Source organism: Bradyrhizobium sp. USDA 4474 (genome assembly GCF_054057515.1).
The window spans coordinates 6,720,100-6,746,063 of the sequence record NZ_JBSRZJ010000002.1 but is presented as its reverse complement, the minus strand read 5'-3'; the positions used below and the strand labels follow the sequence as shown (position 1 = coordinate 6,746,063).

Below are 25,964 nucleotides of genomic sequence, written 5' to 3'. Positions count from 1 at the left end.
TGTTGCTCGAGCATGATCTTTTCGGAAAACCGCTTCGCACTTTGCGCCAACGCGGCCCTCCGGGTCCGGATCATGCTTTGGTCGGCACGCCTTCCCTGAAGGAAAGCTCTCATGGATTTCGAGTGGTCGGTTATCTGGCAGGCCCTGCCAGAGCTCTTGAAAGGTGCCCGCCTCACCGTGCTGATCGCGCTGGCGGGCCTCGCCGGCGGACTGCTGATCGGCTTCGCCGCCGGCCTGGCGCGCGCCTACGGCAATGCCGTCCTCAACTCGCTTGCCTTCGCCTATGTCGAGATCATCCGCGGCACGCCGATCATCGTGCAGGTGATGTTCATCTATTTCGCGTTGCCGATCCTCGCGAATGTCCGCATCTACCCGCTCGCGGCGGCGATCATGGCCATCATCGTCAACGCCGGAGCCTATATCGCCGAGATCGTGCGCGGCTCGTTTCTCTCCGTCCATAAAGGATTGCGGGAAGCGGGTCTCGCACTCGGCCTGCCGCTCTGGAAGGTGCTGCTCTACATCATCGGCCCGCTCGCCTTCCGCCGCATGATTCCGGCGCTCGGCAACCAGTTCATCGTCAGCCTTAAGGATACGTCGCTCTTCATCGTCATCGGTGTCGGGGAACTCACGCGGCAAGGCCAGGAAATCATGGCGGCCAACTTTCGCGCCGTCGAAATCTGGTCTGCCGTGGCGATGTTCTACCTGGTCATGACGGGCGCGCTCACGCTTATCCTCAGGATGACCGAAAAGAGGATGCGCATCCTGTGAGCATCGTGGAGTTCAAGAAGGTCACGAAGCGGTTCGGCCAGGTTACGATCCTCGACCAGGTCGACCTCTCGATCGAGCAAGGCGAGAAGGTGGTGCTGATCGGTCCCTCCGGCTCGGGCAAATCGACGTTGCTCCGCTGCATCAATGCGCTGGAGGAGATCAACGGCGGCGATCTCGTGGTCGACGGTATCAGTGTCAAGGATGGCGGCCGCAAGGTCCGCATGATCCGCCAGGAAGCCGGCATGGTTTTCCAGCAATTCAACCTGTTTCCGCAAATGACGGCACTCGATAACGTCGCCTTTGGCCCGCGCCGCGTGCGCGGCGAGTCGCGCCGGGATGCGCGACAGCAGGCGCTGGACATGCTCGCCAAGGTCGGCCTCGCCGAACGCGCTCACCATTATCCGAGCGAACTTTCCGGTGGCCAGCAGCAACGCGTCGCGATCGCCCGCGCGCTTGCCGTCAAGCCGAAGCTGATGCTGTTCGACGAGCCGACGTCCGCACTCGATCCGGAACTGAGGCACGAAGTGCTGCGCGTCATGCAGGCGCTGGCAGAGGAAGGCATGACCATGATCGTGGTCACCCACGAGATGGCCTTTGCGCGTAAGGTCGGCACCAGGCTGATCTTCATGGAGGGCGGCAAGATCGCAGTCGACGGTGAGCCACGGGAGTTGCTGGCAAATCCTCAAAATCTTCGCCTGAGAGAGTTTCTGCAACATGTCGCCTAACGCCGGCCGCCGGCTTTCATTCATGGACGTCACCGGTTCACCACACGATGTCGGAGCGGCCCTTGGGCGCTTCGGCCGGGCGGCCCTGCAGGACCACTTCCGAACATCCGCTGCGTGGCGCGAACTCACGACGCGCCGCGGAGATCCCTCCATCGCCGGGATGGCTGCGATCGTTCGAGAGCGTTTTCCAAGATACTGGGCCGAGTTGCAGGGCCTCGCCGTCGGGCTGGCACTGCCCTTCGACGACGTCTTCCTGTGGAACTGCCGCGGCGATATCTGGGCGATGGCGCCGGATGGTTGCACGACCGTGCAGTTGCCGGGCTCTCCGCATGTCATCGGCCACAACGAGGACGGCGACCCCGACTTCGCCGGCCACTGCGCCCTTGCCCATGTTGCATCCGAAGGCGGCACGCCGTTCACGGCCTTCGTGTACCCGGGCTCACTGCCGGGACATACCTTTGCGGCGACATCGAAGCGGCTGGTCCAGACCGTCAACAATATCAGGCCGCTCACGGGCGGCGCCGGCACGCCGCGCATGGTGCTCGCCCGCGCGATACTCGACGCGCCGGATCTCGACGGCGCGCTCACCGTGCTCAAGTCGGCGCCCCGCGCCGGAGCCTTTCACCTGACTTTGGCACAGGCCGGGGACGAGCGCCTTCTCAGTGTCGAGTTCACCGCGCGCGCCCTGTCGGTCGATCGGGTCGAGGCGCCGCGCGTCCATTCGAATCATCTGATCCATGCCGACACCGGGCGCGTGTCGCAAATCGTCACCGGCTCGTCCGGCGTGCGACAACGGCGCGGCGAGATGCTGCTTGGTCAAACGTGCCGGTCGGAGCCGCAGGGGCGGGCGCTCGACATTTTGTGGGACGCAGCCGACCCAGAATTGCCGATCTACCGCGCCGACCCGGCCGACAGCGACGCCGAGAACACGCTCGCAAGCGCCCTCTTCCGGGTCGGGGCTGACACGGTCGAATGGTCTGTCTACGATGGAGCGCACGAAGCGGTTCGCTTCGATTTGCGGGACGGGCTGGTGCCCTTCGCTGCGTGAACAGGATCAGGGCGATGCCAGAGGAAGCCGTCGCGGAGCCGCCGCGCACCATCGAGGATCTCAGGGCACTCGCGCTCTCGGTTGGCCGCGACGAAGCAGGCTTTTCGCTCGGCGCCAAAGCGCATGATGTGTTCGCAAAACTGGTGGAAGCACCGGAACAGTCGGCGGTTCGCTCGATCTCGGAGCTTGCCGAGCAGTTCGGCATCAACCCCTCGACGCTGACCAGACTGGCGAAACGTCTCGGCTTCGAAGGTTTCAGCGATTTCCAGGCGGTCTTCCGCAAGGCCATCGCTGACGACCAGCAGTATTTCTATAGCCGCCAGGCCGGCCGACTCATGGCCGCGCCGTCCGCCGGCACGACCGAAGTCGAGGCGTTCACGCAGCTTGCCCGGGAAACCGCAGCGAACGTTGACGGCTTCCTCGGACAACTGGACAGAGCCGCGCTGCAAGGCGCCACCAGGCTGCTGGCAACCGCCCCCCGCGTTCGCGTCCATGGCGTTCGCCAATTCCATTCGCTGGCGAGCTTTCTCACCTATTGCCTGGGAATGGTGCGCTCGGACGTCGCGCTTCTGGACGCGCCGCGTCTCGGCGTCGCCGAGGCATTGTCACAGCTCGACCCTGATGACGTCGTCATCGTCGCCAGCTGCGCGCCCTATACGCGCAGCGTCGCGGAGGTGGCCCGGGTCGCAGCCTTGAACGGCCAGACGGTCATCGCGATCACGGATTCGAGGTCGTCACCACTGGTTCCTCCTGCCGCGCATGCTTTTTTCATCCCCCACGCGAGCAGCTTCTATTCGAACAGCATGGGCGCCTATGTCGTCTTCTGCGAGGCCCTGCTCAACCTTGTCGCCAGGGAATTGGGTGACAAGGCGCTAAACTCCCTGGCGGGTCGCGAGCGGCTGATCGCGGAGATGAACATCGAGGTTGGCTGACCGCAGAGCGGTCCGCTACACCCGGCGCTGCGCTGCATTGGAATCGCCACCATCGAACACCAGAGATCATGACCATCCGTTCGATCGTCCTGACTATTTCAGCGGCAAAAACAGCTCCGCGACCGTCTCATGCGCCGGCACGTCAGGAAAGAAGCTCAGCCGCTGGCAGTAGATCGGGAAGTCGCGCACCTCCTCGCCGCTGGCCGGAAGCCAATCGCGGTAGAGGTAGAGTGCGGCAGGCTCGAGATTGTCGGTGTGGCCGACGACGCGCAGCACGGCACAGCGTCCGCCGGGGATCTCGCCGGCCTTGATGTCTTCGCCTTCAGTGGCGATCGGCTGGTCAGTGCCGACGCAGAGGTCGACGCTGTAATCGGCCGGCTGCGCAGGCCGTCGCTCCGAGCGCCAGATCGTGAAGGTTGGATTTGTGCTGGGGTGCAGACCGGCAGCCTTGCGCCAGGCGATGAAGCGCTGGACGCTGGCGCCCAGCGTCGCGGGGTTGCCTCGATGCTCCATGATCGCGACCCTGGTCGCCGGCACATCGCGGATCGTCACGTCGTTACTGTCAAAACTTCTCATCAGCTTGCTCCTTGCATCTTCGAGAGGCCCGAAGGCCGCAAGCCACGAGTCCCAATCCGGCGCTTTCCGGAACGACGACGGCGATTGCCCGAACCGTTGCCGAAAGGCGCGGGCGAAGGCATCGGGCGCGTCGTAACCGGCATCCATCGCGATCTCGGTCACGCCAAGCGCCCCGTCATAGGCCAGCTGGTAGGACGCGCGCTGCATGCGGGCGAGCTGGACATAACGATGCACCGACACCCCGAAGGTCGCCATGAACTGCCGGTGGAAATGGAATTTCGAGAAGGCCGCAACGCCGCTCAGGCTCTCTAGGTCCAGATCAGCGTCGAGATGCCGGTCGATATGATCCAGCACCCGCCGCATCCGGGCCCGATAGTTTTGCAGTGCCGCCGTCATCGTCCCTCCTCCGTGGCGGCCTGAGTTAGGCGATCATGGCCATGGCGTGCTCGACCGATCTTGCGGTTTGGAATACGAGGGCCGCCAGTAGGCGAATTGGCTACTCGGTCTCCGCAAGCGCCCGGATGAGGTTCGGCGTCGACCAGGTCGCGACACCCGTACCGGCGAAGTCGCGGTCAGTCGTCCAAACGTCCGCGTCGACGCTCCAGGCGAGCGCCAGCACATGCGCGTCGCGCTCGGACCCGTTGCGGCTCGGCACGGCGTCCCGGAGCGTCGCTTCGCACCGGGCGAGCATGGATTCCAATGCAGCTACGGGAACGATCGTCAGCGCCTCCACGAGTGCATCGAGCACCTCGATCAGCTCCGGTCGCTGCAATCCCAACGTGATACGGCGTCGCGCTTCCTGGACAACGCGGTCCGTCGTCACGAGGATCGCGCCAGCAGCGGCCGCCAACAGCGCGCCGGAGCTTCGGCCCCGCACGGCGGCAATGAGAATGGCTGCGTCGATGACAATCGTGGGCGACGGGCGCCTCATGCTTTCGACTTGGCCGTCAAAGTCTCGGCCTTCAAAGCCTTCACGGCCGAGACGGACCAATCGACCGGATCGACCTCGCCGAACTCGGCGAGCGCCGCGTCGTCCGCGGCGGGATCGCGTCGCTTCGCCAGCTTCTCGGCACGCGCCAACACCGCAGCGAGCCGATCCGGATCGGCCGCCTTGAGCGGGATGAGAAGGCCGACTGTCCGCTCTCCCGACTTGACCGGCGTAGGACCGGGCAACGCGCCGATCGCCTCGCCGGAGATCTTCTGCAAATCGCGGATGCTGATGTGGCTCATAGGCATTACATACACCCATATGTAATTCCACGCAAGTACGTAGGACGCGGTTACACAACCACGCACAATTGCCACATCCCACCCATCGACAGGCCAACCCGCCTGCTCTATCCGCGCTTTTTCCTCTTGGCTGTCACCGCCGACGCGCCGGCTTTTCGGGGGTGAAGAGTTTCGCCACGGGCCAGCATGGCGACGAATTTCGTGATCCGCTCCGCCCGTGTTTCCGGACGCTTTGCGTCATTCACCCGGTAGATGATGGAGTAGCGGTTCGCGCGATCCAGTTCTTCGAAGAACGCTGCAGCCGGCTTGTTGCGCTTGAGCGCCGCGGCCAGATCTGCCGGCACTTCGGCCTTTCCCTGCGAGGCGTAGGCGCCGGCCCAGCGCCCATCGGCTTTTGCGGCCTCGATCTCCGCAAGCCCGGCCGGCCGGATCCGGCCCTGGGCCAGCAACCGGTCGGCCGCATCGCGATTCTTTTGGGACCAACGACTGCCTCGCCGACGGGGCGTCATTCGGACCAGGAAATACTCGGCATCAAACGGCGCCAGTTGACCGTCGATCCAGCCGCAGCAGAGCGCGGTCTCTATCGCATCCTGTTTGGTGATGGTCGTCCTGGCCGCCCCGGCCCTGGCTAACTTGAGCCAGCAACCTGGAGACGTTCGAGGCTCGGCGGACATATACGCTTCGAGCTTCGCCGCACTTCGAAAATGCAGGATCGGTTCCGATTTTTCGGCGCGTATCATCGTTCATGCCACCATCAACGCCTTCGCCAGCGCCATATACGCCGGCAGCGTCACGGGATCGTTGGCCGCGTTGCCCGCGAGAGGATGCGAAGCATAGCTCGTAGGATGGGTGGAGCGCAGCGATACCCATCAATCCCGTCTTTGCAGACACGATGGGTTTCGCTACGCTCTACCCATCCTACGCGCTGGCGGAGAATTAGCTAGTTGGCCGCCGCACATGCACGCATGAGGCTCGGCGTCGACCACGACGCGACACCCCAACCGGCGAAATCGCGATGTGTCGTCCAGACGTCGGCATCGACGCTCAAGGCAAGCGCCAACTCGTAGGATGGGTGGAGCGCAGCGATATCCATCAATCCCGTCTTTGCAAGCACGATGGGTTTCGCTACGCTCTACCCATCCTACGCCCTGCGGCTCAGGGCAATAGGCAAGCCCCCTACTCCCACTCAATCGTCCCGGGCGGCTTGCTCGTCACGTCGTACACCACCCGGTTCACCCCCTTCACCTCGTTGATGATGCGCGTCGCCGTCTCGCCCAGAAACTTCATGTCGAACTGGTAGAAGTCGGCGGTCATGCCGTCGGTTGAGGTGACGGCGCGCAAGCCCACGACGTAGTCGTAGGTGCGGCCGTCGCCCATGACGCCGACGGTCTTGACGGGGAGCAGCACGGCAAAAGCCTGCCAGATCTCGTCATACAGGCCGTGCTTCCTGATCTGGTCGATGTAGACGGCATCGGCCTTGCGCAGGATGTCGAGCTTGTCTTTCGTGATGTCGCCGGGGCAGCGGATCGCAAGGCCGGGGCCCGGGAACGGGTGGCGACCGACGAAGATTTCGGGCAGGCCGAGTTCGCGGCCGAGCTTGCGCACCTCGTCCTTGAACAGCTCGCGCAGGGGCTCGACGAGCTTCATGTTCATGCGTTCAGGCAGGCCGCCGACGTTGTGGTGCGACTTGATCGTCACCGAGGGACCGCCGGTGAAGGAGACGCTCTCGATCACGTCAGGATAGAGCGTGCCTTGCGCGAGGAAGTCGGCGCCGCCGATCTTCTTGGCCTCCTGCTCGAACACCTCGATGAAGAGGCGGCCGATGGTCTTGCGCTTGGTTTCGGGGTCGGTGACGCCTTCGAGCTCGCCCAAAAACTGTTTCGAGGCATCCACGTGCACCAGCGGGATGTTGTAGTGGTGGCGGAACAGGTCGACGACGGTCTTGGCCTCATCGAGACGCAGCAGGCCGTGATCGACGAACACGCAGGTGAGCTGGTCGCCGATGGCCTCGTGGATCAGCACGGCCGCGACGGCGGAATCGACGCCGCCGGAGAGCCCGCAGATCACCTTGCCCTTGCCGACCTGCTGGCGGATTTTCGCGATCTCCTCCTCGCGGAAGGCGCGCATGGTCCAGTCGCCGGAGAGGCCTGCGATCTTGCGGACGAAGTTGCGGATCAGCTTGGCGCCGTCGGGCGTGTGCACCACTTCGGGGTGGAACATCAGGCCGTAATATCTGCGCGCCTCGTCCTGGATGATCGCGAACGGCGCGTTCGGCGAGGTGCCGGCCACCGAGAAGCCCGGCGGCATCCTGGTGATGCGGTCGCCATGGCTCATCCAGACCTGGTTCTTGCTGCCCGACGACCAGACGTCCTCGAACAGCTTGCTCTCGGCCTTCACCTCGACATCGGCGCGGCCGAATTCGCGGTGATGGCCGCCCTCGACGGTGCCGCCCAACTGGGCCGCCATGGTCATCTGGCCGTAGCAGATGCCCATCACGGGCACGCCGGACTCGAAGATCGCCTGCGGGGCGCGGGGCGAGCCGGCCTCATGCACCGATTCAGGGCCGCCGGAGAGTATCACCGCTTTCGGCTTCATCTCGTTGAAGGCGGCTTCGGCCTTGTTGAACGGGACGATCTCGCAATAGACGCCGTCCTCGCGCACGCGACGCGCAATCAGCTGCGTCACCTGGCTGCCGAAGTCGACGATGAGAATCTTGTCGTGCGCCGAGGCCACCGAAGGCGTCGACGCGGAGCGGTCGTTCTGTGCTGCTGTCATGGCAAGCCAATACGCGATGAGCCCTTGGCTCGCAACCGCGCGTCAGCGCGCGCCCACATGCTTCTTTGGGGATGGACAGATCGATATAGGTAAGTATTATTGACCTAATTGCCCCACTGAACCGGGCCCATCAGGGAGAACGCCATGTCGAAGCTCCATCCGCCATCAACACTTGCCGCGCTCGGCCGGACCTGGGTCGAGGCCTGGAATGCGCGCGATCTCGAGCGCGTGCTGACGCTCTATGACGACGCGATCGTGATGACCTCGGATCGCATCCCGGGGTTGGGATTCGATGCCAGCGGCACCGTGCGCGGCAAGGAGAGCTTGCGGGCCTATTGGAGTAAGGCGCTGGGGTTGATCCCGAACCTGCACTTCACCCTGGTCGACGTGTATGTCAGCCCGGACAGCCTGGTGGTGTTTTACGAGAACGAGCGCGGGAAGAAGATCTGCGAGTATCTGCGGGTGAATGATGCGGGGCTGATCGTGCAGGGATCGGCTAATCATTTGCCGCATTGACACGTGCTCTCAGCAATGACGGAGACTGCGGCGCGCGCGTGCGTTACACGGGCATCGCCGGCGCTGAAACAGGACCTACCCCCATGAAGCTCCCCACCTCGCCCTTCACCGTCACCGACTGGAGCAAGGTCGAGGTCACCACGCATCCCGGCGAGACCGGCGAAGCCAAATGGCGGACCGTTGATATCGGCGATCTCAGGGTGCGGATGGTCGAGTATTCGCCGGGCTATCTCGCCGATCACTGGTGCGACCGTGGCCACGTCCTCTACGTGCTCGCGGGTGAGCTCGACAGCGAGCTGCGCGACGGGCGCAAATTCAAGCTGACGCCCGGGATGAGCTACCAGGTCTCGGATTTCGGTGATGCCGCGCATCGCTCGTCGACATCCGTCGGCGCGACGCTTTTCATCGTGGATTGACGGAACCAGGCGGGTGTGCAGCGCAAAATAGCAAAGCTTGGCTGGCTCGCCACCAGCGCGTGCCGCCTTGAAGTCGCCCCAAAAAATCGCTAGATTGTGAGCATCGATCCTTGGCCGAACGACTGGGCCGCTCCGTCTTATTTCAATGGACGAGCACGTTTCAGGTATTTCTCCAAAATCGACCAACCGGGACGATGGGCGCAGTGATGCGCATTTGTCCCCCTGAGTGCATCGTCAATTGAAAGGAAATGACTATGGCAATGGGCACCGTGAAGTGGTTCAACAACCAAAAGGGCTTTGGCTTCATCCAGCCGGATGACGGCGCAAAGGACGTCTTCGTTCACATCAGCGCCGTCGAGCGTGCCGGTCTGTCGACCCTCAACGAGGGCCAGAAGGTCTCCTTCGACATCGTTGCGGATCGCCGCAGCGGCAAGTCCTCGGCCGACAACCTCCGCGCCGGCTAGTTGACCGCGACATTCGCGATCTGATCGCGGACGTACCGGTCAGAATCGTCGAGTTCAGAAGCCCCGCGACCGGGACCCGGTTCGCGGGGTTTTTGTTTGGCAATCAGCCCGCCTTCTTCAGCACCGAGACGAAGAACCCGTCCGTGCCGGTACGGCGGGGCGTCATCAGCCAGCCTTCGGCTGATCGGAGTGCGGCTTCGGCAAACGCCTCGGCCTTGTCCCAGAGCACGCTTGCAGTCTGCTCCGGCGGCACCACCGTGAACCCGGGATGCTTGGCGACGAAGGCCCTCACCTGCTCGCCGTTCTCCTCGGACAATACCGAGCAGGTGATGTAGGCGATGCGGCCGCCCGCCTTCACCAGCGGAACCGCGCGCTCCAGCACCTCGGCCTGGTCCTTCAGACGAATCTCCAGCGCACCCGGGCGCATGCGCCATTTGGCATCGGGGTTGCGGCGCCAGGTCCCGGTTCCCGTGCAGGGCGCATCGATGACGACGAGGTCGGCCGTGGCGCTGATATCGACAAGCGGGTCAGCGTCGCCCTTGGGTGTGCGGACGTCGGCGTTGTGGACGCCGGCACGCGACAGGCGTTCGTGAATGGGGGCGAGCTGGCGCTTGTCGCTGTCGGTCGCGATCAACCGGCCCTTGCCCTGCATCATCGCGGCCAACGCCAGCGTCTTGCCGCCGGCGCCGGCGCAGAGATCGATCACCTGCTCGCCGGGCTTTGCCGCGGTGAACAGGGCCGCAAGCTGCGATCCTTCATCCTGCACCTCAACGCCGCCCTTGATGAAATCCTCCTCGGCCTGGATGCCCGGATTGCGCGCATCGGCCGAAAGCTCGATGCGCAGGCCATTTGGCGACCATGGCGTCGGTTTCGCATGAAGATGAGCAAGCGCCTTTAGCACCTTGTCACGGCTCGATTTTAGCGTGTTGACGCGCAAATCCAGCGGCGCCCGGCTCGCCATCGCCGCGGCTTCCGCGACGCGGTCCTCCCCGAACACCTTGGCGAGATGCGAATCGAGCCATTCCGGATAGTCGCCGGCAATCGCGGCCGGCGCATCTTTCAGCGAGCGCTGGCTGAGCGCGGCCTGCTCGGCCTCGGTCAACGGCTCGGGCGCAAACCGGCTGCCGTCGCACAGCGCGGACATGGTCGCGGTGTCCATGTTCCGCTCCAGGCGGAGCATGCCGATGAGCCGTGCGCGGGCCGTGTCGGCGTCCATCAGGAACGCGCTCGAGGCGTAACGTCGCAGCACGTCCCAGACCAGGCCGGCAATGGCCGCGCGGTCGCCGGAGCCGGCAAAGCGGTGCGCGGTGCCCCACTCCTTCATCGCCTTGGCCGCAGGCACGCGGTCCTTCTCGATGGTGTCGATCAGTTCGATGGCTGCGGACAGCCGGGCAGCGGGAGTCATTTGAATCTTTCAGATCAGATCCGACTTGTAAGCGTCAGATCAGCAACAGAATTTTCAGTGCAAAGTAAATCCACATCGCCAGCAGCACCAGCACGCTGGCAAGCCAGACCGAGGAGCGGTGGCCGAAATTGTTCGAGGTGACGAACACGCCCGCATGGGCAAAGCGCGTCACCACGAACACCCACGACATCAGCACGATGAAGAGATCGGCATGGCGCAAAGGCAGCGCCAGCGCGATCAGGGCGTAGAACAGCACCGGCAGCTCGAACTGGTTGCGGTAGCAATTGGCGATTTGCGTGGCGCCCTTCGGCCAGTTCGGCTCTCCCAGTGCAATGTCGCGGATCTTGGTCTCGCCCGAGACCAGCGCATTGCGCCGCCCGAACACCATGCCGACCAGGAGCGCGAAGGTGAGCCCGATCTGAGCGAAGACCGGCAGCAAAACCATTTGAACGGACATCGATTCTCCGATCGGGCGGAAGCCGCCGCCTGCGTCCATTAGCCGTCAGTGCTGGTCATGACAATCGACCAGTTGAACCGGCGTTCCCGATCGCGCGACCAACTGCCGGTCGCTCAAGCGACTTCGGCTCCCGGGGAGCCCCCGGCGCCACCCAGATCCAACGCGTCAGCGACCTCGCCTGCGGGCGCGCTGGTGCGGCGCGGTGGCGCTGAAGGCCGTGCCGGAACAGTGAGGTCGACGCTGCTGACATAAACTGACAGCATGCCGCGCTATGGGTTTCTGCATCGCGCTCACGTCAGAGAGCGCTGAACAAGGAGACCTCACATGCCAGACTTCAGCTTCCTGTTGCTCCATGTCGGAAGCCCGGGTGCAAGCGCCAAGTTCTATAGCGAGTTGCTGGACATCCCCATCATCGAGCAGTCGCCGACATTCGCCATGCTGCCCCTGCGCGATGGGGTGATGCTCGGATTGTGGTCGCGCGCCAGCGTCGAACCGAAGACCGCAGGGCAGCCTGGCTGCAGCGAGGTGGCGTTCACGGTCACCGACGCGGCCGCCGTGGAGGAAACGCACACCGCCTGGAAAACGCGCGGACTTGCCATCGCCCAGCCGCCCACCCGAATGGACTTCGGCACGACCTTCGTCGCGCTCGATCCGGATGGTCATCGCTTGCGCGTATTCGCGCCGGAGGCCGCATGAGCCGCCGCCACCGGCAGCCTCTGAGCGCGCCGCTCAGGCGACGTTCTTGAGGTCCTGCTGAATCGCAGCGAGCAACGACTGCAACGCTTCGCTGGTCACGGGCCTGCCCGCCACATCATTGCCAGGCTCGATGTTGGCGGGCTCGACGGCCGTGACCGGGCGTTTCGGGAAGCGCGGGGGAGGTGTCGGCATCCGAGGCTGCACGGACGTGCCTTCGTCCTCGCTGTGCACGAACTTGCCGTGGATGACGTCGTCATGGCGGCCCATGACGTACATGGCTGCCCAATAGGCGGCAGCCAGCAGGATTACGCAGGAAATACCGATCTCAAGCATCGCAACACCCTAAATATGCGCGATGATTCAATGCCTTCGCCCTGACGTCAATGAACCGCCGGTCACACGCTGCGCCATTTGCGGACAGGTGTGGCCGATTGGTCACTCTTTGTTAACCATTGAGGGCCGGGGTGTGGCGCTGGAGCAATCGTACGACGCTCCAAGCCGCCACGAGACGTCCCAGGATTTGAAAGTTCAAGCCTTGTCCGGCCCGACCCGGACCAGCTGCTTGCCGAAATTGGCGCCCTTCAGGAGCCCGATGAAGGCGCCAGGGGCGCTCTCCAGGCCCTCGGTGACGAACTCCTTGTACTTCACCTTGCCGTCGCGGACCCAGCCCGACATGTCGCGCAGGAAATCGCCGTGGCGCGAGGCGAAATCCGAGACGATGAAGCCGCGGAAGGTCAGCCGCTTGGTGAGGATGTTGCGCATCATCGCGCCCGCCCATTTCGGCGGCTTCGCTTCAGTGTCGTTGTAGTGTGCGATCAAGCCGCAGACCGGCACGCGCGCGAACGCATTGAGCTGCGGGAAAACAGCCTCGAACACGGCGCCGCCGACATTCTCGAAATAAACGTCGATCCCCCCGGGGCAGGCGTCCTTGAGCTTCGCGGCGAGATCGGGATCGCGATGATCGATGCAGGCATCAAAGCCGAGCTCCTTCACCACGTAGTCGCACTTGTCCTTGCCACCGGCAATGCCGACGGCACGCGCCCCCTTGATCTTCGCAATCTGCCCGACCGCCGAGCCGACCGCGCCGGAAGCACCGGCGACGACGACGGTCTCGCCTTCCTGCGGCTTGCCGATGTCGAGCAGGCCCGTGTAGGCGGTCATGCCGGGCATGCCGAGCACGCCGATCGAGGTCGAGACCGGACCGAGCTTGGGATCGACCTTGATGAGACCCTTGCCGTTCGAGATTGCGTGCGTCCGCCAGCCGCTCCGTGCACGAACGATGTCGCCCTTGGCAAAGTCAGGATTGTTGGAGGCCGCCACCTCGCTCACCACCTCGCCCTCCATGACGCCGCCGATTGCCACCGGCGCGGCGTAGGACGGCCCCTCGCTCATGCGCCCGCGCATATAGGGATCGAGCGACAACCAGATCGTGCGCAGCAGCACCTCGCCGGCGCCGGGCGAAGGAGGTGCGAATTCCTCCAGGCGAAAATCGGATGACTTTGGTTCGCCGACGGGACGCGCGGCGAGAACGATGCGTTTGCCTTGGGACATGGCTTCCTCCGAATTGTGTTTCGGCGTCAACGGAAGCGGAGCCGGCGTGGCGCGTCAAGGCGACTGGCGCCATCCTTCGCTGGAATTTTAAGCAGCGCGCTGATCTGGTCGTTGATGAACGGCAAGCGGCCGGATGCGGGGAGCCGGATCCACTCCGCTCCGCCGATCGCATCACGTGATCTTGCGTCGGCTTGGCTAGCCCCCGCCCGGATAGTTCGGCGCCTCGCGCGTGATGGTCACGTCGTGGACGTGACTTTCGCGCAAGCCCGCGCCGGTGATGCGGACGAACTGCGCCTTGTCGTGCAGCTCCCTCATGTCCTTGGCACCGACATAGCCCATGGCGGCGCGCAAGCCGCCGGCGAGCTGGTGCATGACATTGCCGACCGGACCCTTGTAGGGCACCTGGCCCTCGATGCCCTCAGGCACGAGCTTGAGCGTGTCCTTGATGTCCTGCTGGAAGTAGCGGTCGGCAGATCCGCGCGCCATCGCGCCGACCGAGCCCATGCCGCGATAGGCCTTGTAGGAACGGCCCTGCCACAGGAAAACTTCGCCCGGCGTCTCGTCGGTGCCGGCGAGCAGCGAACCGACCATCGCGATGTCGGCACCGGCGGCGAGCGCCTTGGCGAGATCGCCGGAGAACTTGATGCCGCCGTCGGCAATGACGGGGATGTCGGACTTCCTGGCAGCCTCGACCGCGTCCATGATGGCGGTGAGCTGCGGCACGCCGACGCCGGCGACGATGCGCGTGGTGCAGATCGAGCCCGGACCGATGCCGACCTTGATGCAATCCGCACCCGCGTCGATCAGTGCCTGAGCGCCTTCGGCCGTCGCGACATTGCCGGCGACGACCTGAACCGAGTTGGAGAGACGCTTGATGCGGTTGACCGCATGCAGCACGTGGCGGGAATGGCCGTGCGCGGTATCGACGACGACGAGATCGACGCCGGCATCGATCAAGCGCTCGGTGCGCTCGAAGCCGCTATCGCCGACGGTGGTGGCCGCGGCGACCCGCAGGCGGCCCTGCGCGTCCTTGCAGGCGAGCGGATGCGCGACTGCCTTCTCGATGTCCTTGACGGTGATCAGGCCGACGCAGCGATACTGATCATCGACGACGACCAGCTTCTCGATGCGATGATGATGCAGCATCCGCTTGGCTTCGTCCTGGCTGACATTCTCGCGCACCGTGACGAGGTTTTCGTGCGTCATCAGCTCGGAGACTTTTTGCCGGCGGTCGGTGGCAAAGCGCACATCGCGGTTGGTCAGGATGCCGACCAGCTTGCCCGGCGTGTTCTTGCCGGCGCCGGTGACGACCGGAATGCCGGAGATGCCGTGGTCGCTCATCAACTTGAGCGCGTCGTCGAGCGTGGCCTCGGGGCTGATGGTGAGCGGATTCACCACCATGCCCGACTCGTAACGTTTGACCTGCCGCACCTGGGCGGCCTGGCCTTCGGGATCGAAATTGCGGTGGATGACGCCGAGGCCACCGGCCTGCGCCATGGCGATCGCCATGCGGGCCTCGGTGACGGTGTCCATGGCCGAAGCCATGATCGGAATGTTGAGGGGGATCGCGCGGGTCACGCGGGAGCGGATGTCGACCTCGCCCGGCATCACGTCAGACAGGCCCGGCTTCAGCAGCACGTCGTCGAACGTAAAGGCTTCGCGGATGCCTTGAAGTTGCACCGTGGCCATATGCCAACTCCTTCCTGCGGCCGTGCCGCAAATAATTATGGATGAGCGCCACCCTCGGCGTACCTTGCGGCATCGCCTGAGAATCGGAGCCCATCGGTGGGGTTGACGCGGGTCGATAGCACGGCCGCGCGACGAATCAAAGCAAATCGGACCGCCGGCCAGCCATGCACAGGCTTTTTTCGTCAATTCAGCTGAGATAGCCCACCCGCGCCGTCGTTCCGGGCTCGCGACTCCGTCGCGCCGCGCAGTGACGAGGGCGAGGGTCAGAGCGGTGTTCCGCAGGATTTAGGTGCTATGCGTCGATCCGCAATGGTCCCCGCCCGTGGGCGGTGATAAGCCGGATTTCTCGTCCTTGCCTTCTGATTTCCATTACCGATCCGTCATGGTCAACAAGCAACGCGTCATTCCGCTGATCGTGGCCACTGCTCTCTTCATGGAGAACATGGATTCCACGGTCATTGCCACCTCGCTGCCGGCGATCGCGGCCGACATCGGCACCAGCCCGCTGACGCTGAAGCTTGCGATCACCTCCTACCTCCTGTCGCTCGCGGTGTTCATCCCGGCGAGCGGCTGGACCGCCGACCGGTTCGGCGCGCGCATGGTGTTCGCGATCGCGGTCGGCGTGTTCATGATCGGGTCGGTCGGCTGCGCACTCTCGGGATCGGTCACCGACTTCGTGTTCGCACGCATCCTGCAAGGCATGGGCGGGGCGATGATGACGCCGGTCGGGCGTCTCGTGCTGCTGCGCTCGGTCGACAAGAGCGCGCTGGTCAATGCCATGGCGTGGGTGACGGTCCCTGCCCTGATCGGTCCCGTGATCGGCCCGCCGCTCGGCGGTTTCATCACGACCTACGCCTCATGGCACTGGATCTTCCTGATCAACATCCCGATCGGGCTGCTCGGCATCTTCATGGCGCTGCGCTTCATCGATCCGATCAAGAGCGAGACGCAGGAGAAGTTCGATCTCTATGGCATGGTGCTTGCGGGCATCGGTCTCGCCGGCATCGCCTTCGGCCTGTCGGTCGCCGGCCTCAATTTGTTGCCCTGGAGCACGGTTGCAGCGCTGGTCGCGGGTGGCGCGATCTCGATGACGCTCTACGTAATTCACGCCCGGCGAACGGGATCGCCGGTGCTGGACTTCTCGCTGCTGAGGCTGCCGACGCTGCGGGCGGCCATCGTCGGCGGCTTCATGTTCCGGCTCGGCATCGGCGCGCTGCCCTTCCTGTTGCCGCTGCTGATGCAGATCGGCTTCGGGCTGTCGCCGTTTCATTCCGGCCTTGTCACGTTCTCCTCCTCGCTGGGCGCCATGGGCATGAAGACGCTGGCGGCGCGTCTGATCCGCGCCTTCGGCTTCCGCAACCTGATGACGGTGAACGCGATCGTCAGCGCATTCTTCCTCGCCGTCTGCGCGCTGTTCACGGTGACGACCCCGCTGCTGATCATCATGGTGATCCTCGTGGTCGGCGGCTTCTTCCGCTCGCTGGAGTTCACCGCCATCAACACGGTGGCCTATGCCGACGTTGAGAGCCCGCAGATGAGCCGCGCCACCACGCTGGTCAGCGTCAACCAGCAGCTCGCGGTCTCCGCCGGCGTCGCGGTGGGGGCGGCCTCGGTGGAGACGACGATGTGGCTCAACCACGTCAGCGAGATCAATGCCACCGTGTTCGCTCCGGCTTTCGTCGTGGTCGGGCTGACCTCGGCGGTCTCGAGCTGGTTCTTCTGGCAGATGCCCAGCGATGCCGGCCACGAGATCTCCGGCCGCAAGGCGGTCGAGGTCGCTAGTCGCAAGGGCGCCGCCAAGAGCGCGGCTACCGCCGCCGTCAAGGTCGCGACGGAAGACACGCAAGACATGCGGGATCAGCGGCTGGGGTAGCGAGGCTACGCTTTCGCCTCGCCGCGAAATCCGGTCGCCAGCACATAGCGCTCCGACGAATCCTGCCGGCTCGCCGCCGGCTTCACGTGACGCACGGTCGCAAAGTCACGCTTGAGCTGGGCGAGCAGATCGGCGTCGGCGCCGCTCTGGAATGTCTTGGCGAGGAACGTGCCGCCGGGCTTGAGCACGTCGCAAGCGAACGCGGCCGCCGTCTCGACCAGGCCGACGATGCGGAGCTGGTCGGTCTTGCGATGGCCGGTGGTGTTGGCGGCCATGTCGGACATCACGATATCCGCGCCGCCGCCCAGCATTGCTGTGAGCTTGTCGGGCGCGTCATTGTCCATGAAATCGAGCTGCGCGAAGTCGACACCGGGAATGTCAGGCATTTCCAGCAGATCGATCGCGACGACCTTGCCCTTGCCGTCGACCGAGCCGACGCGCTTGGCGGCGATCTGGCTCCAGCCGCCGGGCGCAGCGCCGAGATCGACCACGGCCATGCCCGGCTTCAACAGGCGGAACTTGTCGTCGATCTCCAGCAGCTTGAATGCGGCGCGCGAGCGATAGCCCGCCGCCTTGGCCTTGGCGACGTAGGGATCGTTGAGCTGCCGCTCCAGCCACAGCTTGGACGACAATTTGCGCTTGCCGCCGGTCTTGACCTGGACGTGCAAGCGACCGGTGGTGTCTTTGGCCATCTCACCAGCTCCTGAGCGCACCATCCTCGCGCATCATCTCGACCAGCATGCCCTCGCGCAGCCCCCGGTCGGCAACGCGCAGGCGCGGCAGCGGGAAGGCGTGCCTGATGGCGTCGAGGATGGCGCAGCCGGCGAGCACGAGATCGGCGCGCTCGACGCTGATGCAGCTGTTGTTGGCGCGGTCCTCATAGCTCATGCCGAGCAGCTTGGTGATGGTCGCGGTGATGTCGGTGTCGTTCATCCAGATGCTGTCGATGCGGCGGCGGTCGTAGCGCACGAGATTGAGATGGATGCCGGCGAGCGTCGTCACCGTGCCCGAGGTGCCGAGCAGATGCATGCCGGTGAGATCGCGGCCGTGCTCCGCGGCGAACGGCGCGACGTGGCTGGCAACCTCCCGCTCCATCGCGGCATAAATCTCCGGCGTCACGTCGCGGCCGCCGAACTGCTCGGCCAGCGTCACGACGCCGAGCGGGATCGACATCCACGCCTTGATGCGCGGTTCCGGATTTTGCGGGTCGCGCTCGATCCGCACCAGCTCGGTCGAGCCGCCGCCGATATCGAACAGGATGGCGCCGCGTCCCCTCGGATCGACCAGCGGCGAGCAGCCGAGCATGGCGAGCGAGGCTTCGGTCTCGCGGTCGATCACCTCGAGTTCGATGCCGGTCTCGGCCGCGACGCGGCTGCGGAAGTTCTCCGCGTTCGAGGCCGCGCGGCAGGCCTCGGTCGCGATCAGCCGCAACCGGCGCGCTTTCCGCAAATTGATCTTGTCGCGGCAGATGCTGAGCGCCGCGATGGCGCGATCGATCGCGGCCTCGCTGATACACCCCGTCGCCGAGACGCCCTCGCCGAGCCGGATGATGCGCGAGAAGGAATCGACCACACGAAAGCCATCGTGGGTCGGACAGGCGATCAGGAGCCTGCAATTGTTGGTGCCGAGGTCCAGCGCCGCATAGACGCCGGTTCCCGCTCGCGCGGGGACGGCCGGCCCAGTGGCCAATGCCACCGCCGCCATCGACCCCTCCAGCTCACCGTGCGGCACATGGCCGTCGCGGAGCCGCGTGTGGTCATTCATACAAACTGTCTTTCCGCGGCCGGTCGGGCCGGTCTGGAATTGATTTTTCGCTTGAAACATTACCAGCGCGGCTGACATGCGCAACATCGCATCACATGGGACCATGCCCATTCGTGCGTTGTCGTGAACGCAGTGGCGGGTTATCTCAGAGGCCCCGGTCCTCAGGCGCCCACATCTCGCGCAATTGCCGGCTTTTCAGGTCATTTTCCATGCAAGAACACACCAAATCCTCCACGCTCGAAAACGCTATTGCACTGCAAAAATACGGCGTCGGGCAGCCGGTCCGCCGCAAGGAGGACGACACGCTGGTGCGCGGCAAGGGCCGTTACACCGACGATTTCAACCTGCCTGGCCAGGCCTATGCCGTGATCGTCCGCTCGCCCCATGCCCACGGAATCATCCGCGGCATTGGAACCGACGCCGCCAGGGCGATGCCGGGCGTGCTGGGGGTGTGGACCGGCAAGGACATCGATGCCGCCGGCTATGGCCCCTTCACCTGTGGGCTGCCCCTGAAGAGCCGTGACGGCTCGCCCCTGCGCCAGACCAACCGCCAGCCGCTGGCGACCGACAAGGTCCGCTTCGTCGGCGATCCCGTCGCTTTCGTGGTGGCCGAGACGCTGGTCCAGGCACGCGATGCGGCCGAGGCGGTCGAGCTCGATATCGAGCCGCTGGCCGCGGTGACCGATCCCGAGGAGGCGGCAAAACCCGGCGCGCCGCAGCTCTACGACCACATCCCCAACAATGTCGCGCTCGACTATCACTATGGCGACACGGAGAAGGTGAACGCGGCCTTCGCAAGCGCAGCCCACGTCACCAGGATCGACATCGAGAACACCCGCGTTGCCGTGGTGTCGATGGAGCCGCGCGTCGGCCTTGCCTCCTACGACAAGGCGAGCGAGCGCTATACCATCCAGATGCCGACCCAGGGTGTTGCGGGCAACCGGACCAATCTCGCCAAGAACCTGAAGGTGCCGAACGAGAAGGTGCGCATCCTCACCGCCAATGTCGGCGGTTCCTTCGGCATGAAGAACGTCAACTATCCCGAATACATGTGCATCCTGTACGCGGCGAAGGCACTGGGACGTCCGGTGAAGTGGCTCGACGAGCGGTCGACCAGCTTTCTCTCCGACAGCCACGGCCGCGCCCAGCGGATCCATGCCGAGCTGGCGCTCGATGCCGAGGGGCACTTCCTCGCGGCAAAACTCTCCGGCTACGGCAATCTCGGCGCCTACATCACGGGCGTGGCGCCGAGCCCGCTCTCGCTCAACACCGGCAAGAACTTCTCCAGCGTCTATCGCACGCCGCTGATGGCGATCGACATCAAGACGGTTCTGACCAACACCACGCTGATGGGCGCCTATCGCGGCGCCGGCCGGCCCGAGGCGAATTACTACATGGAGCGGCTGATCGACCGCGCCGCCGATGAGATGGGCATCAACCGCCTGACGATGCGCAAGCGCAACTTCATCAAGCCGGACCAGATGCCGTTCGCCGCTTCCTCCGGCGTCACCTATGACAGCGGCGACTTCCAGGCCGTCTTCAGCAAGGCACTCGAACTCTCCGATCACGAGAATTTTGCCAAGCGCAAGAAGGAGAGCAGGAAGGCCGGCAAGCTGCGCGGCATCGCCGTCGGCTCGTATCTCGAGGTCACGGCACCGCCGGGCCCCGAGCTCGGCAAGATCGTGTTCGAGCCTGATGGCAGTGTGCAGCTGATCACCGGCACGCTCGACTACGGCCAGGGTCACGCCACGCCATTCGCACAGGTGCTGTGCGACCAGCTGGGCGTTCCCTTCGAGAGCGTGAAGCTGGTGCAGGGTGACAGCGACATCGTCCATACCGGCAACGGCACCGGCGGCTCGCGTTCGATCACCGCGAGCGGCATGGCGATCGTGGGCGCGGCCAAGCTCGTGATCGAGAAGGGCAAGCGCGCCGCCGCACACGTGCTGGAGGCTTCCGAAGCCGACATCGAGTTCGCCGACGGCCGCTTCACCATCGCCGGCACCGACCGGAGCATCGACATCATGGAGCTCGCCAAGCGCCTGCATGACGGCAAGGTGCCCGATGGCGTGCCCGACAGCCTCGACGTCGACCACACCAGCGATCCCGTGCCGTCGGCTTTCCCGAACGGCTGTCACGTGGCCGAGGTCGAGGTCGATCCTGAGACCGGCGTGGTGCAGATCGTGCGCTACAGCGCCGTGAACGACTTTGGCACGGTGATCAACCCGATGCTGGTCGCCGGCCAGCTCCACGGCGGGGTCGTCCAGGGCATCGGACAAGCCTTGATGGAGCATGTCCGCTACGACGAGAGCGGGCAGCCCATCACGGGCTCGCTGATGGACTACGCCCTGCCGCGGGCGGAGGACGTGCCGAACATGACGGTCGGTGACCACCCGGTGCCGGCCACGACCAATCCGCTCGGCAGCAAGGGCTGCGGCGAAGCCGGCTGCGCCGGTAGCCTGGCGACGGTCGTGAACGCGGTGCTCGATGCTCTTTCCGATTACGGCATCAAGCATATCGACATGCCGTTGACCCCGGAGCGGGTGTGGCGGGCCATTCAGGACGCCAAGAGGAAGGCGGCGTAGGCGGCGCACGTTCTTCCGGTGGTCATGGCAGGGCCTGTCCCGGCCATCCACGCCTTAGCCACGAGGCACGAAGAACCTGGATGCCCCGGACAAGCCCGGGCACAACGATGCGGATACGGCGCGGCTTTCCCGCGCTATGCCGCGGCCTCTTCGCGCGGTTGGTAGATTGCGGTGTGCTGGCAATGCGCGATCGGCGTCGTGCCGTTGGCGACGACGAGCGCGTCAAGCTCGACGAAGCGGTGGCCCTTCTTCTCGTAGTTCGCGGTGGCCCTCGCCCGCGCGGCGATCTCGTCACCGGCGCGCGCGGCGCACAGCAGCTGCATGCGGCTGCCGACGTGAATCCACGGACCGAGAATCGTGTTGTCAGTCAACACGCGGTTCATGACGCGCTGGATCAGGCCGGGATGGCCGAGCCCTTCGCGCGCGAAGATCGGATCGGTCTCCCTGACATCGGCGAGATAGCCTGTCGCATCCGGCCCGGACCAGCGGCGCGGCCTCGTCCCCAGCCATTTGCCCGTTGCGAAGATGTCAGAGCTGACCGGCTTGCGATCGGGCACCGCGCGGCACCGCGGGCGCGGCCGCCGGCAAGGACGCCGTGCCCGTGGCGCAGAGCTCGGTGCGGCTGAACACCTCGATCGTCAGCAGGCCGTTGTGCTCGGTGGCCTCGACATCGGCGGTCTCGCCGTCATAAACAGGCTTGATGAAACGCGCCTCGACCAGCCCGCGCGACAGGAAATCGCGGCCCCAGCGCGCCAGCGGCACGTGCATCATGTAGGCAAAGACATCGACGCCCGGGACCAGCCCGCCGGAGAAGCCGAAGCGGCGCGCCACGGCGTCGTCGTGCATCTTGTTTTCGGACTGTTTTGCGGTGTTGTAGGCCTCGACGCGGTAGGTTTCGAGCCGGTGCAGCATGGCTTGGCCACCCCAATGTTTTTGTTGTTTCTGGGCTGATCGTAGGGCCCCGGGAACACCGGTCAATCCCCTCGCCTTTGCGGCCCGAATGGGGTACCACGCGGCGAATGACCGACACCCCCACCCGCATCTATGTCGACGCCGACGCCTGTCCGGTGAAGGACGAGATTTATCGCGTCGCGCTCCGCCACCGCGTGCCCGTGAGCGTCGTCGCCGGCAGCTTGATTCGCGTGCCGCAGGACCCGTTGATCGAACGCATCGCGGCAGGTGCCGGCATGGACGCGGCCGACGACTGGATCGCGGAGAGGGCCAAGGCCGGCGACGTCGTCATCACCTCCGACATCCCTCTGGCGAGCCGCTGCGTGAAGGCCGGCGCCGACGTGATCGCACCGAACGGCAAGCCGTTCACCGAAGAGTCGATCGGCATGACGCTGGCGGTGCGCAATCTCATGACGGATCTGCGCTCGGCCGGCGAGGTCACCGGCGGCCCGCGCTCGTTCTCGCCGCGCGACCGCTCGACATTTCTCTCGGCGCTGGATCAGACGCTGCGCCGGATCCAGCGTCGCCGCGCCGATCAGGCCGCAACAAGTCAGGGCTGAGGATGGCGCCGCCGCTGATTCAACTGAAAGACATCAAGCTCACCTTCGGCGGCACGCCGCTGCTGTCGGGCGTCGAACTCAATGTCGCGCCATCCGAGCGCGTCTGCCTGATCGGCCGCAACGGCTCGGGCAAGTCGACGCTGCTCAGGATCGCGGCCGGCCTGGTCGAGCCTGACGGCGGCACCCGCTTCGTGCAGCCCGGCGCGACCGTTCGCTATCTGCCGCAGGAGCCTGATTTCGGCGAGCACAAGACCCTGCTCGCCTATGTCGAGGCCGGTCTCGCGCCCGGCGACGATCCGTATCAGGCGCGCTACCTGGTCGAGCGGCTCGGGCTCACCGGCAACGAGAACCCGGCCGACGTCTCCGGCGGCGAGGCCCGCCGTGCGGCGCTGGCACGGGTGCTGGCGCCCTCGCCCGACATTTTGCTGCTGGACGAGCCGACCAACCATCTCGATCTCTCCACCATTGAATGGCTGGAAAGCGAGCTCGACTCCCGGCGCAGCGCGCTCGTCATCATCAGCCACGACCGCCGCTTCCTCACCAATCTGTCGCGCTCCACCGCTTGGCTCGACCGCGGCAAGATCAAGCAAATCGACCGAGGCTTTGCCTCGTTCGAGAGCTGGCGCGACGAGGTGCTGGCGGAGGAAGAGCGCGACCAGCACAAGCTCGACCGCAAGATCGTCGACGAGGAGCACTGGCTGCGCCACGGCGTCTCCGGCCGGCGCAAGCGCAACGTCAAGCGGCTCGGCAATCTGCACGCGCTGCGCGAGCAGCGCCGAAATTACCGCGGCACCGCCGGCAGCGCCAATATTGCCGCGGCGGAAGCGGAGCAATCGGGCAAGCTCGTGATCGAGGCGAAGGGCGTCACCAAGGCCTTTGGCGAGCGCGTGATCGTCGATAGTTTCTCCACCCGGATCCAGCGCGGCGACCGGCTCGGTATCGTTGGCCCGAACGGCGCCGGCAAGACCACGCTCGTCAACCTGCTCACCGGCGGGGCGCAGCCGGACACCGGGACGGTGCGGCTTGGCGCCAATCTCGAGATGGCGACGCTCGACCAGCACCGTGAAAGCCTCGACCCGAAATCGACGCTGGCCGAGGCGCTGACCGGCGGCCGCGGCGACCAGATCATGGTGGGCGGCAAGCCGAAGCACGTCGTCGGCTACATGAAGGACTTTCTGTTCGCGCAGGAGCAACGCAACACGCCCTTGGAGGTTCTGTCGGGCGGCGAGCGCGGACGGCTGATGCTGGCGCGCGCGCTGGCAAAGCCCTCGAATTTGCTGGTGCTGGACGAGCCGACCAACGATCTCGACCTGGAGACCCTCGACGTGCTCGAAGACATGCTCGGCGACTACGAGGGCACCGTGATACTGATCAGCCATGATCGCGACTTCCTCGACCGCGTCGTCACCTCGGTGATCGCGCCGGAGGGCAATGGCAAGTGGATCGAATATGCCGGCGGCTATAGCGACATGCTGGCGCAGCGTGGCGCGGATTTGAAGCGCGAAACGTCGAAGGCACAAGCTCCTGCGGAGAAGAAAGAGGAGCGTCCCGCTGCTCCCTCGTCCGCTCCCAAGCGCAAGCTCAACTTCAACGAAAAGCACGCGCTGGAAACGCTGCCGAAGAGGATGGAGACCCTGCACGCCGACATCGCGAAACTGCAGCGTGTGCTTGACGATCCCAATCTCTACGCCAGGGATCGCAAGACATTCGACGATACCTCGGCTGCGATCGCCAAGGCACATGATGAATTGTCAGCAGCTGAAGAGCGCTGGCTTGAACTCGAAATGCTTCGCGAAGAGATAGAACAGGCTTGACCCATGACAACGACCCTTGCTGCAAAGATCGCCCGCGAATACGGCACGCCGTGCGCCGTCATCGACATGGACAAGGTCGAGCGCAACATCGCGCGGATCCAGAAGGCTTGCGACGAGGCTGGCGTCGCCAACCGGCCGCATATCAAGACGCACAAGAACCCGACCCTTGCCAAGATGCAGGTCGCGGCCGGCGCCAAGGGCATCACCTGCCAGAAGATCGGCGAGGCCGAGATCATGGCCAATGCCGGCATCGACGACATCCTGATCAGCTACAATCTGCTCGGCGAAGAGAAGATGGCGCGGCTGGGCGCGCTGAATGCCAAGACCAGCATGACGGTCGCCGCCGACAATCCGACCGTGGTTGCTGGCCTGCCCAAGGCCGCCGCGGCCTCGGGCCGTCCGCTCTCGGTCGTCGTGGAATGCGATACGGGCCGCAAGCGCGCGGGCCTCGAGACGCCGGCGGAGGCGATCGCGCTCGCACGCGAAATTGCCGCGTCCAAGGGCTTGGAGTTTGCCGGCTTCATGCTCTACCCGACCGAAACAGGCTGGGGCGATGCGCAGAAATTCTTCGACGAGGCGCTGGCCGGTGTGCGCGCGCACGGGCTCGACGCGAAGATCGTCTCGACCGGCGGCACGCCGAACCTCGTCAATATCGGCAAGCTCAAGGGCGGCACCGAGCACCGCTTCGGCACCTATATCTATAACGACCGCATGCAGGTCGCAGCCGGCTCCGCCACCTGGGACGACTGCGCGCTGCACGTCTATTCGACGGTGGTGAGCCGTGCCGCCCCCGAGCGCGGCATTCTCGATGCCGGCTCGAAGACGCTCACGACGGATACCGGCGGGCTCGACGGCCACGGCCTGATCCTGGAGCACCCCGAGGCCAAGATCGCCCGCTTCGCCGAGGAGCACGGCTTTCTCGACCTCTCCCGCAGCAACACGCGACCAAGCGTCGGCGACGTCGTCCGCATCGTGCCGAACCACGTCTGCGTCGTCGTCAACATGATGGACGAGGTGGTGATGGTCCGCGGCGAGGAGATCATCGGCACGCTGCCGGTGGCCGCGCGGGGGAAGCTGCGCTAGGCGCGCTGCTCGCACAACCGTCATTGCGAGGAGCCCTTGCGACGAAGCAATCCAGACTACCTCCGCGCAGAGATTCTGGATTTGCTTCG

26 protein-coding genes and 1 pseudogene are annotated in these 25,964 nt (G+C 65.0%); 13 read left to right on the top strand and 14 right to left on the bottom strand.

Annotation, left to right across the window (positions count from 1 at the left end; genetic code table 11):
* Positions 1-111: 111 nt before the first annotated feature.
* The 4 genes from glnP to ACVW16_RS33215 are packed head-to-tail and all read left to right on the top strand — an operon-like array spanning position 112 to position 3,473.
* Positions 112-768, top strand: coding sequence for a glutamine ABC transporter permease GlnP (glnP, locus tag ACVW16_RS33230; RefSeq protein ID WP_456734901.1), 657 nt, complete (start codon positions 112-114; stop codon positions 766-768).
* Positions 765-1,493, top strand: a complete 729-nt coding sequence (gene glnQ / locus ACVW16_RS33225; protein WP_456734900.1) for a glutamine ABC transporter ATP-binding protein GlnQ — start codon at positions 765-767, stop codon at positions 1,491-1,493. Before glnP ends, glnQ begins: the two co-directional genes overlap by 4 nt.
* A gap of 22 nt (positions 1,494-1,515) precedes the next feature.
* The gene (locus ACVW16_RS33220) at positions 1,516-2,541 is read left to right on the top strand and encodes a C45 family autoproteolytic acyltransferase/hydolase (protein WP_456734899.1); all 1,026 of its coding nucleotides are present in this window, start codon (positions 1,516-1,518) and stop codon (positions 2,539-2,541) included.
* A gap of 14 nt (positions 2,542-2,555) precedes the next feature.
* Positions 2,556-3,473 carry an SIS domain-containing protein gene (locus ACVW16_RS33215; protein WP_456734898.1) on the top strand — a complete coding sequence of 306 codons (918 nt, stop codon included), beginning with the start codon at positions 2,556-2,558 and terminating at the stop codon, positions 3,471-3,473.
* A gap of 93 nt (positions 3,474-3,566) precedes the next feature.
* Here the strand turns inward: ACVW16_RS33215 and ACVW16_RS33210 are convergent, their stop codons facing one another.
* The 6 genes from ACVW16_RS33210 to guaA all read right to left on the bottom strand — a co-directional run bounded on the left by ACVW16_RS33210 (position 3,567) and on the right by guaA (position 8,054).
* Entirely contained in the window at positions 3,567-4,445 is an 879-nt protein-coding gene (locus tag ACVW16_RS33210) for an AraC family transcriptional regulator (protein ID WP_456734897.1), read from the bottom strand.
* 100 nt (positions 4,446-4,545) lie between these two features.
* Positions 4,546-4,980, bottom strand: a complete 435-nt coding sequence (locus ACVW16_RS33205) for a PIN domain-containing protein (protein ID WP_456703178.1) — start codon at positions 4,978-4,980, stop codon at positions 4,546-4,548.
* Positions 4,977-5,279, bottom strand: a complete 303-nt coding sequence (locus ACVW16_RS33200) for a hypothetical protein (RefSeq protein WP_456734896.1) — start codon at positions 5,277-5,279, stop codon at positions 4,977-4,979. Before ACVW16_RS33200 ends, ACVW16_RS33205 begins: the two co-directional genes overlap by 4 nt.
* A gap of 107 nt (positions 5,280-5,386) precedes the next feature.
* Positions 5,387-6,019 carry a YdeI/OmpD-associated family protein gene (locus tag ACVW16_RS33195; RefSeq protein WP_456734895.1) on the bottom strand — a complete coding sequence of 211 codons (633 nt, stop codon included), beginning with the start codon at positions 6,017-6,019 and terminating at the stop codon, positions 5,387-5,389.
* Between the two features lie 200 nt (positions 6,020-6,219).
* Positions 6,220-6,393 carry a PIN domain-containing protein gene (locus ACVW16_RS33190; protein ID WP_456734894.1) on the bottom strand — a complete coding sequence of 58 codons (174 nt, stop codon included), beginning with the start codon at positions 6,391-6,393 and terminating at the stop codon, positions 6,220-6,222.
* Between the two features lie 62 nt (positions 6,394-6,455).
* Positions 6,456-8,054 carry a glutamine-hydrolyzing GMP synthase gene (guaA, locus tag ACVW16_RS33185; protein ID WP_456734893.1) on the bottom strand — a complete coding sequence of 533 codons (1,599 nt, stop codon included), beginning with the start codon at positions 8,052-8,054 and terminating at the stop codon, positions 6,456-6,458.
* A gap of 144 nt (positions 8,055-8,198) precedes the next feature.
* Between guaA and ACVW16_RS33180 the strand changes: the two genes are divergently transcribed.
* The 3 genes from ACVW16_RS33180 (at position 8,199) to ACVW16_RS33170 (ending at position 9,450) form a co-directional block, all read left to right on the top strand.
* On the top strand, positions 8,199-8,570 hold the full coding sequence (locus ACVW16_RS33180) for a nuclear transport factor 2 family protein (RefSeq protein ID WP_456734892.1): 372 nt from the start codon (positions 8,199-8,201) through the stop codon (positions 8,568-8,570).
* 83 nt (positions 8,571-8,653) lie between these two features.
* Positions 8,654-8,986 (top strand): DHCW motif cupin fold protein, encoded by a 333-nt coding sequence (locus ACVW16_RS33175; protein WP_092236368.1) that lies wholly within the window; start codon positions 8,654-8,656, stop codon positions 8,984-8,986.
* Positions 8,987-9,240: 254 nt separating this feature from the next.
* Positions 9,241-9,450 (top strand): cold-shock protein, encoded by a 210-nt coding sequence (locus ACVW16_RS33170; protein WP_027532363.1) that lies wholly within the window; start codon positions 9,241-9,243, stop codon positions 9,448-9,450.
* A gap of 103 nt (positions 9,451-9,553) precedes the next feature.
* Here the strand turns inward: ACVW16_RS33170 and ACVW16_RS33165 are convergent, their stop codons facing one another.
* Positions 9,554-10,855 (bottom strand): RsmB/NOP family class I SAM-dependent RNA methyltransferase, encoded by a 1,302-nt coding sequence (locus ACVW16_RS33165; RefSeq protein ID WP_456734891.1) that lies wholly within the window; start codon positions 10,853-10,855, stop codon positions 9,554-9,556.
* A gap of 34 nt (positions 10,856-10,889) precedes the next feature.
* Positions 10,890-11,312: an MAPEG family protein gene (locus ACVW16_RS33160; RefSeq protein ID WP_456703172.1), complete on the bottom strand. Its 423-nt coding sequence runs from the start codon at positions 11,310-11,312 to the stop codon at positions 10,890-10,892.
* 324 nt (positions 11,313-11,636) lie between these two features.
* Between ACVW16_RS33160 and ACVW16_RS33155 the strand changes: the two genes are divergently transcribed.
* Complete coding sequence (locus ACVW16_RS33155; RefSeq protein WP_456734890.1) at positions 11,637-12,008, top strand: VOC family protein; 372 nt, start codon at positions 11,637-11,639, stop codon at positions 12,006-12,008.
* Between the two features lie 33 nt (positions 12,009-12,041).
* Here the strand turns inward: ACVW16_RS33155 and ACVW16_RS33150 are convergent, their stop codons facing one another.
* The 3 genes from ACVW16_RS33150 to guaB form a co-directional block, all read right to left on the bottom strand.
* Positions 12,042-12,341 carry a hypothetical protein gene (locus tag ACVW16_RS33150; protein WP_456734889.1) on the bottom strand — a complete coding sequence of 100 codons (300 nt, stop codon included), beginning with the start codon at positions 12,339-12,341 and terminating at the stop codon, positions 12,042-12,044.
* 195 nt (positions 12,342-12,536) lie between these two features.
* Positions 12,537-13,559: an NADP-dependent oxidoreductase gene (locus tag ACVW16_RS33145; protein WP_456734888.1), complete on the bottom strand. Its 1,023-nt coding sequence runs from the start codon at positions 13,557-13,559 to the stop codon at positions 12,537-12,539.
* A gap of 195 nt (positions 13,560-13,754) precedes the next feature.
* Positions 13,755-15,248: an IMP dehydrogenase gene (gene guaB / locus ACVW16_RS33140; RefSeq protein WP_456734887.1), complete on the bottom strand. Its 1,494-nt coding sequence runs from the start codon at positions 15,246-15,248 to the stop codon at positions 13,755-13,757.
* A gap of 382 nt (positions 15,249-15,630) precedes the next feature.
* Between guaB and ACVW16_RS33135 the strand changes: the two genes are divergently transcribed.
* A complete protein-coding gene (locus ACVW16_RS33135; protein WP_456734886.1) occupies positions 15,631-17,121 on the top strand; it encodes an MFS transporter in 1,491 nt (496 codons plus the stop codon).
* A 5-nt stretch (positions 17,122-17,126) separates the two neighbouring features.
* Here the strand turns inward: ACVW16_RS33135 and ACVW16_RS33130 are convergent, their stop codons facing one another.
* Both ACVW16_RS33130 and ACVW16_RS33125 read right to left on the bottom strand, forming a co-directional pair.
* Positions 17,127-17,813 (bottom strand): RlmE family RNA methyltransferase, encoded by a 687-nt coding sequence (locus tag ACVW16_RS33130; protein ID WP_456703166.1) that lies wholly within the window; start codon positions 17,811-17,813, stop codon positions 17,127-17,129.
* A 1-nt stretch (position 17,814) separates the two neighbouring features.
* Positions 17,815-18,885 (bottom strand): Ppx/GppA phosphatase family protein, encoded by a 1,071-nt coding sequence (locus tag ACVW16_RS33125; RefSeq protein ID WP_456734885.1) that lies wholly within the window; start codon positions 18,883-18,885, stop codon positions 17,815-17,817.
* A gap of 209 nt (positions 18,886-19,094) precedes the next feature.
* On the opposite strand from ACVW16_RS33125, the gene ACVW16_RS33120 reads away from it, so the two are divergent.
* On the top strand, positions 19,095-21,467 hold the full coding sequence (locus ACVW16_RS33120; protein ID WP_456734884.1) for a xanthine dehydrogenase family protein molybdopterin-binding subunit: 2,373 nt from the start codon (positions 19,095-19,097) through the stop codon (positions 21,465-21,467).
* A 134-nt stretch (positions 21,468-21,601) separates the two neighbouring features.
* On the opposite strand, the pseudogene ACVW16_RS33115 reads toward ACVW16_RS33120, so the two are convergent.
* Positions 21,602-22,379: pseudogene (locus tag ACVW16_RS33115) on the bottom strand (hypothetical protein).
* Positions 22,380-22,486: 107 nt separating this feature from the next.
* Between ACVW16_RS33115 and ACVW16_RS33110 the strand changes: the two are divergent.
* From ACVW16_RS33110 to ACVW16_RS33100, 3 genes are read left to right on the top strand one after another with little or no spacing between them, the layout of a single operon-like run.
* Entirely contained in the window at positions 22,487-22,978 is a 492-nt protein-coding gene (locus tag ACVW16_RS33110) for a YaiI/YqxD family protein (RefSeq protein WP_456734883.1), read from the top strand.
* A 2-nt stretch (positions 22,979-22,980) separates the two neighbouring features.
* Positions 22,981-24,792, top strand: coding sequence for an ABC-F family ATP-binding cassette domain-containing protein (locus ACVW16_RS33105; RefSeq protein WP_456802554.1), 1,812 nt, complete (start codon positions 22,981-22,983; stop codon positions 24,790-24,792).
* A gap of 3 nt (positions 24,793-24,795) precedes the next feature.
* Positions 24,796-25,875 carry a D-TA family PLP-dependent enzyme gene (locus tag ACVW16_RS33100; protein ID WP_456734881.1) on the top strand — a complete coding sequence of 360 codons (1,080 nt, stop codon included), beginning with the start codon at positions 24,796-24,798 and terminating at the stop codon, positions 25,873-25,875.
* The last annotated feature ends 89 nt before the right edge of the window (positions 25,876-25,964 follow it).